The sequence below is a fragment of the Streptomyces sp. NPDC058674 genome (genome assembly GCF_042716505.1).
Taxonomy (GTDB): domain Bacteria; phylum Actinomycetota; class Actinomycetes; order Streptomycetales; family Streptomycetaceae; genus Streptomyces.
Map to the genome: position 1 here is coordinate 21119 of NZ_JBHXSC010000015.1, position 13700 is coordinate 34818.

The 13700-nt window shown below is 72.3% G+C and carries 12 protein-coding genes and 2 pseudogenes; 7 read left to right on the plus strand and 7 right to left on the minus strand.

What is annotated here, in order from left to right; translation table 11 throughout:
* Nucleotides 1-193 precede the first annotated feature (193 nt).
* From ACFWU6_RS10690 to ACFWU6_RS10705, 4 genes and pseudogenes are all read left to right on the plus strand, one after another.
* Nucleotides 194-1246 (plus strand): oligopeptide/dipeptide ABC transporter ATP-binding protein, encoded by a 1053-nt coding sequence (locus tag ACFWU6_RS10690; RefSeq protein ID WP_383980493.1) that lies wholly within the window; start codon nt 194-196, stop codon nt 1244-1246.
* Entirely contained in the window at nt 1239-1898 is a 660-nt protein-coding gene (locus ACFWU6_RS10695) for an ABC transporter ATP-binding protein (RefSeq protein WP_383799381.1), read from the plus strand. Before ACFWU6_RS10690 ends, ACFWU6_RS10695 begins: the two co-directional genes overlap by 8 nt.
* Nucleotides 1899-2002: 104 nt before the next feature.
* Entirely contained in the window at nt 2003-2197 is a 195-nt protein-coding gene (locus ACFWU6_RS10700; RefSeq protein ID WP_383799384.1) for a hypothetical protein, read from the plus strand.
* 135 nt (nt 2198-2332) lie between these two features.
* Nucleotides 2333-2692: pseudogene (locus ACFWU6_RS10705) on the plus strand (hypothetical protein); the annotation flags it as partial.
* A 300-nt stretch (nt 2693-2992) separates the two neighbouring features.
* On the opposite strand, the gene ACFWU6_RS10710 reads toward ACFWU6_RS10705, so the two are convergent.
* Nucleotides 2993-3187, minus strand: coding sequence for a hypothetical protein (locus ACFWU6_RS10710; RefSeq protein ID WP_383799387.1), 195 nt, complete (start codon nt 3185-3187; stop codon nt 2993-2995).
* Nucleotides 3188-4081: 894 nt separating this feature from the next.
* On the opposite strand from ACFWU6_RS10710, the gene ACFWU6_RS10715 reads away from it, so the two are divergent.
* On the plus strand, nt 4082-4732 hold the full coding sequence (locus ACFWU6_RS10715; protein ID WP_383980374.1) for a hypothetical protein: 651 nt from the start codon (nt 4082-4084) through the stop codon (nt 4730-4732).
* A gap of 148 nt (nt 4733-4880) precedes the next feature.
* Here ACFWU6_RS10715 and ACFWU6_RS10720 read toward each other — a convergent pair.
* The 3 genes and pseudogenes from ACFWU6_RS10720 to ACFWU6_RS10730 all read right to left on the minus strand — a co-directional run bounded on the left by ACFWU6_RS10720 (nt 4881) and on the right by ACFWU6_RS10730 (nt 7289).
* Nucleotides 4881-5567 (minus strand): annotated as a pseudogene (locus ACFWU6_RS10720) (SDR family NAD(P)-dependent oxidoreductase).
* 73 nt (nt 5568-5640) lie between these two features.
* Nucleotides 5641-6150 (minus strand): cyclophilin-like fold protein, encoded by a 510-nt coding sequence (locus tag ACFWU6_RS10725; protein WP_383980377.1) that lies wholly within the window; start codon nt 6148-6150, stop codon nt 5641-5643.
* A gap of 122 nt (nt 6151-6272) precedes the next feature.
* Entirely contained in the window at nt 6273-7289 is a 1017-nt protein-coding gene (locus tag ACFWU6_RS10730) for a zinc-dependent alcohol dehydrogenase family protein (protein ID WP_383980381.1), read from the minus strand.
* Nucleotides 7290-7552: 263 nt separating this feature from the next.
* On the opposite strand from ACFWU6_RS10730, the gene ACFWU6_RS10735 reads away from it, so the two are divergent.
* Nucleotides 7553-8443 carry a helix-turn-helix transcriptional regulator gene (locus ACFWU6_RS10735; protein ID WP_383980384.1) on the plus strand — a complete coding sequence of 297 codons (891 nt, stop codon included), beginning with the start codon at nt 7553-7555 and terminating at the stop codon, nt 8441-8443.
* 61 nt (nt 8444-8504) lie between these two features.
* Here the strand turns inward: ACFWU6_RS10735 and ACFWU6_RS10740 are convergent, their stop codons facing one another.
* Nucleotides 8505-11381, minus strand: coding sequence for a BTAD domain-containing putative transcriptional regulator (locus ACFWU6_RS10740; protein WP_383980389.1), 2877 nt, complete (start codon nt 11379-11381; stop codon nt 8505-8507).
* Between the two features lie 249 nt (nt 11382-11630).
* On the opposite strand from ACFWU6_RS10740, the gene ACFWU6_RS10745 reads away from it, so the two are divergent.
* Complete coding sequence (locus tag ACFWU6_RS10745; RefSeq protein ID WP_383980393.1) at nt 11631-12104, plus strand: ricin-type beta-trefoil lectin domain protein; 474 nt, start codon at nt 11631-11633, stop codon at nt 12102-12104.
* A gap of 85 nt (nt 12105-12189) precedes the next feature.
* On the opposite strand, the gene ACFWU6_RS10750 is transcribed toward ACFWU6_RS10745, so the two are convergent.
* Nucleotides 12190-12813, minus strand: a complete 624-nt coding sequence (locus ACFWU6_RS10750; RefSeq protein WP_383980398.1) for a cytochrome b/b6 domain-containing protein — start codon at nt 12811-12813, stop codon at nt 12190-12192.
* Nucleotides 12797-13450 (minus strand): molybdopterin-dependent oxidoreductase, encoded by a 654-nt coding sequence (locus tag ACFWU6_RS10755; protein ID WP_383980495.1) that lies wholly within the window; start codon nt 13448-13450, stop codon nt 12797-12799. Before ACFWU6_RS10755 ends, ACFWU6_RS10750 begins: the two co-directional genes overlap by 17 nt.
* Nucleotides 13451-13700 lie beyond the last annotated feature (250 nt).

Consider the following 13700-nt stretch of genomic DNA (forward strand, 5'->3'; position numbering starts at 1 on the left):
GACGAACCCCGGGGAACGCCGGGAGAGCCGCGTAGGCCCCGGCTCGGTCCGCCCTGCGCCCGCCCGCCCCGCGGCGCCCGACGGCCCTGCCGCGCCCGGCCCGGGGTCCGGCCCCGGGTCCGGCCCGGGGTCCGGTCCGGGTGTGCCCGGCAGGGACGTGCTCGGCGTCGACGGGCTCTGCGTGCGGTTCCGGATGCGGGGCGGCCGGTACGTCGAAGCGGTCACGGGGGTCTCCTTCCGGCTCGCCCCGGGGGAGTGCCTCGCCCTCGTCGGCGAGAGCGGCTGCGGCAAGTCCGTGCTCGCCTCGGCGCTGCTCGGACTGCTCCCCGGCAACGCCGAGACCGCCGGATCGGCCCGCCTCGCCGACGGCCTGGACGTGCTCGCCGCCGACGAGGAGACCCTCGCCCGGTCCGTACGGGGCCGCCGCATCGGCCTGGTCCCGCAGAGCCCGGCCGCACACCTCACCCCGGTCCGCACCATCCGGGCCCACCTGGAGGAAACCCTCCGCGAACTGGGCCGCCCCGCCTGCCCGGTGGCCCGCGCGGGAGCCCCCGCGCCCGGCCCGCGCCTCCTCGCGGCCCTGCGACGCGGCCCGTACGCGGTCCCGTCGCCCCGGCCCCGGCCCGCGGGCGGTCCGGGCGCCGTACCCGGCGGGGCCGCGGGTTACGGCTGGCGGGGCCGGGCCGGCAGGGGTGCGCTGCGCGCCGCCGCCGAGGCCGCCGCCGAGCGGGCCGCCTTCCCCGCGAGCCACCTCGACCGCTACCCCCACGAGCTCTCCGGCGGCCTCGCCCAGCGCGCCGCCACCGCACTCGCGCTCATCGGCGACGCCCCCCTCCTGCTCGCCGACGAGCCCACCACGGGCCTCGACCGCGACCTCGTCCACCGCACCGTCGACGAACTGCGCGCCCACACCACGGACACCGGCCGGGCACTGCTGATGATCACCCACGACCTCGCCGCCGCCGAGCGCATCGCCGACACCGTCGCCGTCATGTATGCCGGACGGATCGTCGAAACGGCCCCCGCCGCACGCTTCTTCGGCAGGCCCGGTCCCCGCCACCCCTACGCCGCGGGCCTGCTCGACGCCCTTCCCGAACGGGCCTTCGCCCCGATCCCCGGCGCCCCGCCCGAGCTCGGCGCGCTCCCGGCCGGCTGCGCCTTCGCCGCCCGCTGCGCCCGCGCCGACGGCCTCTGCCGCGCCGAGCGGCCCGCGCTCACCGAAGGGGTGGCCTGCCACCATGCTTGAGCTCGACGACATCACCGCCGGCTACGACCGCCGCGCCCCCGCCGTCCGCGGCGCGCACCTCACCCTGCGACCCGGCGAGTCCCTGGGGCTCCTCGGACCCAGCGGCTGCGGCAAGTCCACCCTGGCCCGCGTCGCCGCCCTGCTGCACCGCCCCGACCACGGGACCGTCCGCCTCGACGGCCACACCGTCACCGGCTACCGGCACCGCGCCCCGCGCGCCCTGCGCACCGCCGTCGGCGTCGTCTTCCAGCAGCCCCGCCTCGCCGCGGACCCCCGCCTGCGGCTGCGCGACCTCGTCGCGGAGCCGCTGCGGGCCACAGGACGCCGTACGGAAGTGGGGCACGTGGTGGCCGAGTTGACGGAGCGCGTCGGGCTGGGCCCCGATCTGCTCACCCGGCGTGCCCATGAGGTCAGCGACGGCCAGCTGCAACGCGCCTGCCTGGCACGCGCCCTGGTGCTGCGCCCCCGCTGGCTGGTCTGCGACGAGATGACGGCGATGCTGGACGCCTCGACCACGGCCGCCCTGGTCGGAGTGGTCGAGGAGTACCGGGCCGACACCGGCGCCGGCCTCCTCGCGGTCGGCCACGACCCCGTGCTGCTGCGGCGCTGGTGCGACCGTACGACCCACTGGAGCGAGATCGTCAAGGACTGACCGGTCGTCACGGACGGTCAACACCCGGACGGCCGACACGACTTTCGCGCGAAGACACCCCCTCCTGCGCCACCATGACGCCGCGTAAGCGTAAGGAGGCATCGATGGTGATTTCCCTCTCCGTGGTCGTCCTGCTCCTCTTCCTCGCGTTCGTCCTCGTCCGCGGCGGCGGGCTCAAGTGCTCCCACGCGCTCGTCTGCGTCCTGCTCGGCTTCCAGCTCGCGAGCAGCAGCCTGGCCGCGACCATCCACGATGGATTCACGGCCGCCGCGCACGTCGTCTCCGGCCTCGACCCCTGACCTCCCGGACGTGTTGCGCCTTCGTGAAGCATCCGGCTCTCCCATGGACTCCTGCGGCACCGCGACCTAGCGTCTGGCGGCGGCGCGGTGTCAGACGCGACGTCAACAGAACGAAGAGAGACGGAGGGCCTCCGGATGCTCCGAAGAGCGCTGAACTGCGCTGTGGTCCCGGTCGTCGTCGCCTTCACGGCGATGTACGGCATCACGCCGGCTCGGGCCGAGGAGATACCCAAGGCCCCCGGCCACCGCCTGGTCAGCCACTACGAGGGCGGCCCCGCGGCCGCCGCCCCGCTGCCCGGAGAAGCACCGCCGCAGCACCCCTTCCTCGCGCCCAACGGCCGCAGCGGCATGCACTCCGACGCGGCCGGCAGCGCCACCTCCCCCTGGTCCGGCCCTCTCGGCAGGAACCCGCAGGTCACCAGCGAGAAGATCGCCGCACTGGGCGGTGAATGCGCCACCGCCACCTTCGACTCCGGTGGGCGGCTCATCACCGTCTACGAGAAGGAGCCCCACCCCTGGGGCACCGACGCCTGGTACCTCACCGCGGTGGACTTCCGCACCGGCGAACGCCGCTGGCGCCGACTGACGGGCACCGGCGCGCTGTACGACAACAACTGGGCCCCGATCACGCTCGGCCCGGACGGCACGGCCTACGTCGGCGTCTTCTACGGCATCGTCGCCGTACGCGACGGCGACTGACCCTCCCGCGATCGAGGGTGCGGCCCGGCACACACCGTGCCGGGCCGCGCCCGCACCGCACCGCCGTCAGCGGTCAGTCGCGAGGGTGTCTACCGTCTAGTGGTTCTGAATCCACCACACGATGAAGCCCACGCCGCCGGCGCCGGCTCCGTAGGCTGCGCCGCGGGCGAAATGGAACGCGAGCGTCTTGCGTCGGCGCAAGAACCAGCGGCCCGTCCGCCGGCTGCGGGACGGCTGGGTCAGGGCCGGTTCGGTGCTTTCGGCCGGGGTCAGGTCTGCCCTATCCTGCATGGTGTGCTCCGTGATAGTGACGGGGCCTTGGAAGGGAGCCCTTCCGACGGTGGCCTCGGAACCGCGTCGGAGTTACGAGGGCTCCCTTCGCACGAGTGCAGGGTGTTGGTGGCACGAGCTGGCTGCGCGGCTCCTGCTGCTCCTCGTTCACCCAATGTTGCCGTGAGGTGTGCGTGCAGCGGATGGACGCAAGTCTCCAATTCCGGAAGGCGTATCTGTGGGAACGCCACAACTGGCGTGACAATGGCGTAACGCATCTTGGTGCTTCGCACAAAAGCAGACCCCTATTGACGGCAAGTCAGTTCGGGTGTTCGTCTCCGTCAATGACGGCTTGTCGACGACGATCCCGGGATCCGCGCCGAACCGGGTGGCGGACGAAGGGGTCATCGAGACCCGCAGCGCATGGCCGCAGCCGTCAGGACAACGACCGTCGAATCCGGCTCCGCCCCAAGACCATCGCGGAGTACTTCCAAGCCGAACACCCGCTGCCGGTACCTGACCTGACGAGGTCTTCCAGACGGTGTTCGTCTTCTCGGTGCGGGTGGACCGCTGCGGGCAGGTCTGCCCCAGGGAAGTGGCCCGCCACGAGCGGCGGTCGTCGAGGGCGGATCACGGCTGGACCTGGACCACTACCTCGAGGCCCTGGTACGCGGGCCCGGCGCCAGTGCCCTCGAGCACATCCGCTCGGCGGGCAAGCTCACCCCAGTCCGGTGTGCTCTGGTGGGTCGGCGGCGCCTTCACCGTCATGTGGGCCTTGCTCCTCCTCCTGCCCGAACACGCAAACAGCCCGGTCGACTGAGAGAGCGAGCGCAGGGCCACCAGTCACGCCCACACCGGTGCAGTACTAGGCTGTGCGCCGGTCGGCCCCAGGCGCGGGGTCAAGGGGGGAGCAGGATGTCCGTCGAGCGTCACATAGCGGGGATGCTCCAGCAGATCGCCCGTCAGCAGGACATCGTCGAGATCGCCCCCCAGGGCTCCTCGCCGAAGGCGGCAGCCTTGGCGCACGTGGCGGAGCAGTACGGCTACACGTACGGCACGGCGTACAGGACCGGGTTCAAGAACTCGCTCGTCCAGGTCCGGATGTACCGGGACCCGCGGCCCGACGCGCGCGTTCGCGAGGCGGCCACCATCACCGCCCATCCGCGGGCGGGCAACGGCGGGACGGTGCCGGGGCTGCAGCAGGGTTCGCTGAAGCCGCTCCCCGGAGCGGCCGGGGCCGTGGCCGTCCTGAAGGACCTCATCACCTTCGACGTCATGGCCCTGTACGTCGCCGACCGGAGCCAGAAGGTGAAGTGCTACCTCGCCTGCGCGGTCCTGACCGGCCTCCTGCTCATCGACAAATCACCGGTCGAAGCGGTCGCCTCCGGCGGGGCGGTCGCGCTGCTCTCCACCGTGGCGTTCAAGGTGGGCGCGGTCCGCCGAGCAAGGATCACACAGCGGCTGACGGACGCCGGGTTCCTCGCGGTGCGCGACGAAGAGGGCGGCCAGCGGTTCCTGCGCCCGGGGCAGCAGTTGCCCGGCCACGCCAACCCGTTCGCCGCCTGAGTCCCCGAGACGGGTACGTACGGCGCAGTGGAAGACCTGGTCCGCACCGCAACGCGTGGACCGAACAAGGTGGTCACGCGCTGGCCGGACATGCTGGAGGCCGCCGGTTCCCCGGCCACCCGCCAGGTCCGCGTCCAGACCTGGGCTGTCATTGCGCGGTATAGCCGCCGTCGACGGGGAGCGCGATCCCGGTGACGTAGCCGGCGCCGGGACTGCACAGCCACAGGACTGCTTGGGCGATCTCCTCGGCGGTGCCGAGCCGGTCGATGGCCTGGCCTCCTTCGGCCTAGTGGCGGTCGAGCTCTCCGCCTTCGACCATGGCGTCGACCATGGGGGTGCTGATGGTGCCGGGGCACACGGCGTTGATGCGGATGCCGCGGGAGCCGTATTCGAGGGCTGCGCTCTTGGTCAGGCCGATCACACCGTGCTTGGAGGCGTGGTATGCGGCGCGGCCGGGGTTGCCGACGAGGCCGCCGAGGGAGGAGCAGTTGACGATGGCGCCGCTGCCCTGGTTCCGCATGTGGCGCAGTTCGTGCTTCAGGCTCGCCCAGATGCCGCGCAGGTTGACGGCCTGGACGCGGTCGAAGGATTCCACCGTGCGGTCGACGGCGGCGGCGACCTGGGCCTCGTCGGTGACGTCGCAGACCAGGGCGAGGGCCCGGTGGCCGGCGTCGGTGAGATCCTTCGCCGCCTGGTTGACGGCCGTCCCGTCGATGTCGGCGAGGCCGACGGCCGCACCGGCTTCGGCGAAGGCGCGGGCGGCGGCCAGGCCCATGCCGGAGGAGGCGCCGGTGACGAAGGCGACCTGGCCGGTGAAGTCGTAGGCGGGGTTCATGGGAATGCTCCTCACGCGGGGTTTCGATGGGGTGGCGCTCGGGCGGGCGCCTACTCCGACGGAGTAGCCGGGGTCAGGGGGCTGTTTCGATGGTGATGCGCTCGGCCCGGGCGAGCTGGTCGGCGCTGGCGTCGAGGTGGCCGAGGATGAGCAGGTCGGCGGAGGCGGCGGGCCCGTCCCGGTAGAAGAGGGCCAGGTTGCCCCACAGGGCGTAGTAGGCGATGTCGCCGGCCCTGGCCGTGTCCGGTTCGGAGGCGCCGGAGGTGTCGAGCTTGCGCGGCAGGTCGGCGACCCGCTCCGTATCGTGGAAGTCCTCCAGGGCCAAGGTGAGCGGGAGCAGTGCGGCAAAGTCGCGGGCGGCGGGGCTGTCGTTCAAGGCGGCCTCGACGGGGCGCCCGTCGAGGGTGACGTGGAGGTCCATGTGAGTGCTCCTGCCGGAGGCGGACGGCGAGGCGGACGGCGAGGCGGAAGACGTGGAGGCTGGGGTGGCCTCCGGTGGGTCGCCGGAGCAGGCGCTCGCGGCCAGCAGCAGGGCGGCTGCGGGAGCGGCGCGGACCAGACCCCGGCGGAGTGCGGAGTTCATGAGGGGGCTGCGGCCACGGGGCCGATGGAGACGTCGCCGGTGAACCAGTCGGCAGGCCCCTTGGCGGTATCAATCGCGCTGCGGGTGATCTGCACGGTTGCTTCTCGTCCGGTAGCAGCAGGTCAGGGCTTGAGGAGGGTCTTGATGGCGCGCCGCTCATCCATGGCCTTGTAGCCCTCGGCGACCTGCTCCAGGGGCAGGGAGAGGTCGAAGACCCTGCCCGGGTCGATCGCCCCGGTGAGGACGCGGTCGATGAGGTCGGGCAGGTAGCGGCGTACGGGGGCGGGGCCGCCGCGCAGGCCGACGTGGGAGAAGAACAGCTCCTGTCCGTCGACGGCAACCTCGTGGGGGACGCCGACGAAGCCGACGTTGCCGCCGGGCCGGGCGGAGTGCAGCGCCTGGCTCATGGCCTGGGCGGTGCCGACGCACTCCAGGACGGAGTCGGCGCCGATTCCGCCGGTGAGCTCCTTGATCCGGGCGACGCCCTCGTCTCCGCGCTCGGTGACGATGTCGGTGGCGCCGAACTCGCGTGCGAGCTTCTGCCGGGATGCGTGGCGGCTCATCGCGATGATCCGCTCCGCGCCCATCTCCTTGGCCGCGATCACCCCGCACAGGCCGACAGCGCCGTCCCCGACCACCACGGCGGTCGAACCCGGCTGGACCTCGGCGGCGTCGGCAGCCCACCAACCGGTCCCCATCACGTCGGACACGGCCAGCAGACCCGGCCAGAGCTCCTCCGCCGGCGTCTCGTCGGTGGCGACCAGGGTGCCGTGGGCGTTGGGGATGCGGACGTACTCGGCCTGGCAGGTCGACATGAACTCGCGGTTCAGGCAGTTCGACTGGAAACCGTTGCGGCAGTTGGCGCAGGTGTTGTCCGAGGTGGCGAACGAGCCGACGACGAACTGGCCCGGCCGGACCGAGGTGACCTCGGACCCGACCTCCTCCACGAAGCCGACGTACTCGTGGCCCATGGGGTGTGCGTGCTCCGTCGGCTCCGCACCGCGATAGGGCCACAGGTCGGAACCGCACACGCAGGTGACGGCCGTCCGGATGACGGCGTCAGTCGGCTTGACGATCCTGGCGTCCTCCACGGTCTCGAAGCGGATGTCGCCGGGGGCGTGAATCACTGCTCCGCGCATGGGAAAGGCTCCTTGCCTGCTGAGGCCTGCCGGCGCCGGGAAGGTTGCGGCAAGCCGCCGAATCGGTGACGGGACCCGGCGCGGGCAGCGAATCCGCCGCCCGCGGGCCCGGGGCCCGGCGCCCGGTCCGCCCGCCATGACCGGCGGACGGCGAGCGCCACGTCATCCAGGTAACCCCCGTCCCGCGCGGACAGCGAGTCATTGACGAGGGGTGTACCGGCAGTACACCCCTGCGCCGCCGCGCACGCCGTACCGTCGAAGGCATGGACAACCGTGAGGAGGTCCGCGAGTTCCTCACCTCGCGGCGAGCGAAGATCACCCCCGAGCAAGCCGGACTGCCCGCAGGTCCCCGGCGACGCGTTCCCGGTCTGCGCAGGAGCGAGGTCGCCGCCCTGGCCGACACGAGCGTGGAGTACTACGCCAAACTCGAGCGCGGCAACCTCGCCGGTGTCTCCCCGTCCGTCCTCGAAGCCCTCGCCCGCGCCCTCCGGCTCGACGACGCCGAACGTGCCCACCTGCTGAACCTGGCCCGGGCCGCCGACGGGTCCGACGCCCTCACCCGGCCCCGCCGACGGCGTACGAGGGACCAGTGGCGGCCGCACCGCAGCCTGCAGTGGACCCTGGACGCCGTCACCGCGGGTCCCGCGTTCGTCCGCAACGGCCGCATGGACATCCTCGCCGCCAACCCGCTCGCCCGTGCCTTCTACACCGACGTCTACGCCTCACCCGGCAACCAGGCGAACCTGGCCCGGTTCAACTTCCTCGACCCCGCCTCGCGCCGCTTCTACCCCGACTGGGACCTCTTCGCCGACGTGGCCGTCGCCATCCTGCGCACCGAAGCCGGACGCAACCCACACGACAAGGACCTGCACGACCTGGTCGGCGAGCTCTCCACCCGAAGCGACGACTTCCGCACCCGCTGGGGTACCCACAACGTCCGCCACCACGGAACCGGCACCAAGCGCTTCCACCACCACGCCGTCGGCGACCTCACCCTCGCCTTCGAGGGCCTGGAGATGGCCGCCGAACCCGGCCTCACCCTCACCATCTACACGGCCGAACCCGGCTCGTCCTCCGAAGAGGGCCTGCGCCTCCTGGCCTCCTGGGCCGCCACACCCCAGGCCGCCACGCCCGCACCGCACTCCAGCGACTGAAGGTCCCCAGCCGGCTGCTGCTGTCCCGCGCCCTGCCGGAAGCCCGACGGCGGCGCGGGCCTCACCCCGGACGGCCTCGACGCGGTGCGCTGCCGCCGGCGGGATGCGTCTCGGTGAGCAGATCGTCTGCCGTCCGGATGTGGTGGTGCATCGTGGCGGCATCGGTGTCCAGTCCTCGGTCGGTGTAGATCGCGGCAGCTTCCTGCCAGCAGGCGATGGCCTCGTTCACGCGTCCGAGGCGGTTCAGCGATGCGGCAAGGACGGCGAGGGGCCAGGCGAGTGTCTCGTCGTGGCTGCCGAGAGACGCGCGGCCGAGTGCGATCGCACGTCGGCAGTAGACGATCGCCGTGTCGTGGTCGCCGATGCCCTGCCAGCCCCTGGCGATGGCCGCGAGTGCGCATGCCTCGCCGTCGGTATCGCCGAGTTCGTTGCGCAGCCACGCGCTGCGTGTGCCGTGGTCGACGGCTTGCCGGTGGTTGCCGAGATCAGCGTGGAGTTCGGAGATGTTGCCTTCCGCCACCGCTTCCCACCGTCCGGTGTCGAATCCTCGGCTGAGCACGCGCACCTCCTCGAAGTGGTGCAGTGCTTCGGCCAACCGGGTCTGTCGGCGCAGGAGTCGGCCGAGTTCGGTGCGGGCGCCGATCTGGATGTGGATGTTGCCCGCGTCCTGGGCGAGCTTCGAGGCGCGGGTGAGGTCCGGCTCGGCGTCGGGATGTTGCAGGTGCGCCAGTGCTTCTCCGCGAGCGAGCAGGACGTTGGCTTCGTGCTCGGTCTGGCCGGCCCGTTGCGCCGCGTGCAGGCCGGCGGTGGCGGTGTCGATGCGTTCCTCCCAGCCGCCCATGAGCACGAGGAAGCCGAGAGCGTCGACGAGGTGCAGGGCGTGCCGGTCCATGGCCAGGTCGACGGCGTGGTGCAGGGCGGCGACCAGGTTGGCCCGTTCGGCGGTGAACCATGCCCAGGCCTGGTCACGGTCGGCTATGGGGTAGGGGTGGGCGGGCTCAGCGAGGTCTGCCACCAGGCGCGTGCAGGTCGGGTAGAGCCGGCGGTCGGCGGTGTGCGCGGTGTGGCTGTACCACGTGAGCACCGCGTCGAGGGCGTGGCGGCGCTCGTCCTCGGTGTCGTGTTCACAGGCCAACTCGTCCGCATAGGCGCGCAGGAGGTCGTGGAAGCGGTACCGGTCGTGCGTGACCGGTTCGATGAGGTGCGCGTCGGCCAGCGCGTTGAGCAGCTGCCGTGTCTCGCGTGGCGGCAGGCGCACGAGGGCCGCCGCGGCGGGTGTCGAGATGTCCGGACCGGGGTGCAGGCCGAGGCGCCGGAACAGATTCGCCCGCGGCGCGGTCAGCTGTTCGTAGGACCAGTCGAGTACGTTGCGGACCGCAGCGTAGGGATCTTGGCCCCAGCTCAGTGCGTCGAGTTTGGAGTCCTCGTCGGCGAGCTCGGCGACGATGTCGGCGACGGAGACGTCCCTGGACGCGGCCGCGCGCCCGGCGGCGATCCGCAGCGCCAGCGGCAGCCGCGCGCAGAGCCGGATGAGGTTCTCCACCGCAGCTGGTTCTGCCCGGGCTCGGGCGGGGCCGATGATGCCCACGACCAGGCTCAAGGCCTCGGCTGGGGACAGCACGTCGAGCGTGAGCCGGTGCGCGGCTTCGGTGACCACCAGCCCGGTCAGGCTGTCGCGGCTGGTCACCAGCACCATGCACCCGGGTGCTCCCGGCAGCAGCGGTCGGACTTGCTCGGCGCTGTTGGCGTTGTCCAGCACGATCAACATGCGTCGCCCCGCCGCCAGCGTACGGAAGAGTCCCGAGCGGGCGCCGGTCCCGGCGGGCACCGCCGCCGGATGTACGCCGAGCGCTACCAGGAAGTCGTCGAGTACCTCGTCCGGGCCCGCGGGCTTGCCGGGGCCGTAGCCGCGCAAGTTGGTGTGCAGCGTGCCGTCCGGGAACCGGTCCTGGACGCGGTGAGCCCAGTGCACTGCGAGCGTCGTCTTGCCTACTCCGCCCGATCCGTCGAGTGCGGAGATCACCACGGCCTGCCCGCCGGCGGGCGGTAACAGGGCGTCGAGCGCGGCCAGGTGATCGGCGCGGCCGGTGAAGTCGCGGATCGTCTGTGGCAGCTGCCGAGGCACCGGGGATTCGAGGGGCCAGGGCGACCTCGGGGCAGGCAGGGCGCTGGCGGCCGGGATGCGGCTGTCCCGGCGGGGTCGGGGTTCACCGCGCAGGATCCGCTCGTGCAGCCGCTGTACATCGGCTCCGGGGCCGACTCCGAGTTCTTCGGCGAGGCAGGTTCGGAGGCGGTGGAAGACGTGCAGCGCCTCCGCGCGTCGGCCACAGTGGTCCAGCGCCGTCATCAGCTGCGCGTGCAGCCCTTCACGCAGTGGATGGTCGTGCACGAGATCCGCGAGATCATCGACGACCTCGTGGTGCTCGCCGAGTTCCAGCCGCCACCTGGCATACAGCTCCAGGGCGCTGAGCCGCTGCTCGTCCCACCGTGCGGCGGACCTGTTCAACGCCGCAGTGCCCAGACCGTCGAGCGTTGGCCCCCGCCAGAGGCTCAGCGCCGGCCGGATCACCCGGACTGCCCGATCCAGCCTCCCCTCAGCAGCGTGGCGGCGGCTGTCGGCGACTCCGGCGGCGAACCGGAGCGAATCGAGCCGCTCCTGCCCGACGCAGATCCGGTAGCCGGGTTCCTCAGTGAGGATGAGTCGCTGGTCGATGTCGCCCAAGCGTTCCCGCAGTGCCGAGACGGAGTTCTGCAGCTGCTTGATGGCGGTGGCGGGTGGCTCGTCATCCCAGGTCGTCTCAACGAGCCTGGACAGCGTCACCACCGAGTTCGGTGCCAGCAACAAGGCCGCCAACACCCGCTGACGACGCGCTCCGGGCACGAGCACCCGCTCACCGCCTGCCCAGACCTCGAGCGCGCCGAGTACTCGGAAGTCCATCCTCCCGGCCTCTCCCCTTGCCGACAGTAATTGGATCAGAGCATAGCGTTCACATGGATGTTCGCCCGGCGGCCGATGGTGACGTGGTGATGACGCCGTGGGGACGGCGCGCGAGACGGTGGTCGTCGTCCCAACCAATCCTCACAAGCCGGTCGCCGAAGGCATCCGCGCCCTCGTCGCATCTCAGCGAACCTGAACGACCGGGCGGCGCCACGGGCGCCGAAAATCCGAACTCCGAGGGGATCAATCATGGACCGCAAGGGAATCTTCATCCGACTCGCCGGCGCAGGCGCGGCGATCGCGTTCGGCTCGACACTGTTGGTCGCAGCCCCGGCCTCGGCGCAGGCGGCGCCGGTGTACTACCAGGTCATCAACGCCAACAGCCGCAACTCCTGCCTCCAGTTGGCGATCGACCCGACCGGCAAGGGAAACCTCGTCCTCGGGACCTGTGACCGCAGCGCGAAGCAGGTGTGGACGATCACCGGCGGCATCTTCAGGAACCCGCAATCAGGCCACTGCCTCGACGGAAACGGGGCGGACGTCTACACGTTCCCGTGCAACGGCGGCGCGTACCAGAAGTGGACGACCACGTCCGGCACCAAGAAGTCCATCAAGCACGACTGGAGCGGCAAGTACCTGGACGCGAACGGACGCGTCGGGGCCTCGGTCGTCTTCCAGCCCACCATCGGGACGGCGTCCCGATGGGTGTTCGACCAGGTGTGACCGGCTGACCCCGTCGTGAGCGCGGCGGGCCGTCCCCACTGGCGGCCCGCCGTCCCGGAACGCGGCCATGACCGACGGCTGACCATCACGGATCGGTCACGTCGTGCTCCCACAGCGGGTGCTCCCGCGCCGCCCACCCCCGGTCCACGGAGCCCGTGCGCATGCCGCGCCGGGCCTCCGGGTCGGCCAGGGCCTTGCCGATGTGCCCCGCGAGCACCACCGCCAGAGCCAGGGCCAGCCAGTCGTGCACGAAGGTGGCCCCGGTCCGCCAGACGAGCGGGGCGAGACCGGTGAACCACATCAGCAGCCCGGTACCGAGCATCACGAGCACGGCGCCGGCCAGCCAGGCCGCGTACACCTTCTGCCCGGCGTTGAACTTCCCGGCCGGCCGCGGTCCCCGCTCGCGGCGCAGCGCGGAGCGCAGCCACTGCCGGTCGTGCGGGCCGAAGCGGTCGAGGCGGCGCAGGTCGGCCCGGAAGCCCGGCGAGGCCAGGCCCAGCAGGAAGGGCAGCGGCAGCAGCAGACCGGACCACTCGTGCACGGTCACCACCAGGCGGCGGCGGCCCACCAGCTCGGCCAGCGGCGACAGGTACAGGCAGGCGGCAGCGGCGACGCAGACGAGGGCCAGCCAGGCCGTCGTCCGGTGGACCCAGCGCTGCGCGGGGCCGAACCGCTGCACACGCGGCGGGAGTTCAGGCCGTGGGGGCATCGTCGCGTCCGTTCGACCGGCCGACCCAGGCGTCGACGTCGTAGCCGAGGCGCTCCCAGTAGCCCGGTTCGACCCGCTCGGTGAGGGTGATCCGGGAGAGCCACTTGGCCGACTTGTAGAAGTACATCGGGGCGACGTACAGCCGGACCGGCCCGCCGTGGCGGTGGCTCACCGGCCGGTCCTGCATCCGCAGCGCCACCAGGACGTCGTCCCGCCGGGCCTGGGCGAGCGTGAGGCTCTCGGTGTACGCGCCGTCGAAGCACTCGAAGCGGACGGCCCGGGCTTCGGGACGGACCCCGGCGGCATCGAGCAGCCGGGACAGCGGCACCCCCTCGAAGGGCGTCGCGGGGACCCTCCAGCCGGTCACGCACTGGACGTCGCGGACCAGTCGGCTCTGCGGGAGTCCGCGCAGGGCGTCGAGGGTGTACGCCGCCGGGCGCTCGACCAGGCCGTCCACGGTGAGCCGGTAGTCCCCGGGGCCGCGCTCGGGGACCGAGGAGGCCACCGAGTAGTAGCGGAACCCGCCGCCGTTCGGCAGCAGCCCGGTGAGGCCGGTGGGATCGTTCCCGGTGACCGCCTCGAAGCCGCGCTGCAGGTAGGGGGCGGTGACCAGCCCGGCGGCGCCGAGGCCGAGCATCCCCAGGACCACCCGCCGCCCGACCGGGGCGCCCCGGCCGTCCGGGCCCGTGCGTTCGTCTGTGCTCACCTGCCGATTCGACCACCACGGGCCGCCGGACGCCAGGCCCGGCGGCGTGCCGTCAGACTTCCGTCACATCCGTCACATCCGTCGCTCCGGCTGCGCGCCCCGCCCGCCCGGCGCGGCAGAGGTGACGGGCAGAGGTGACGGACAGAGGTGACGGACCGGACGGGCGGCCCGCCGAGTTCCT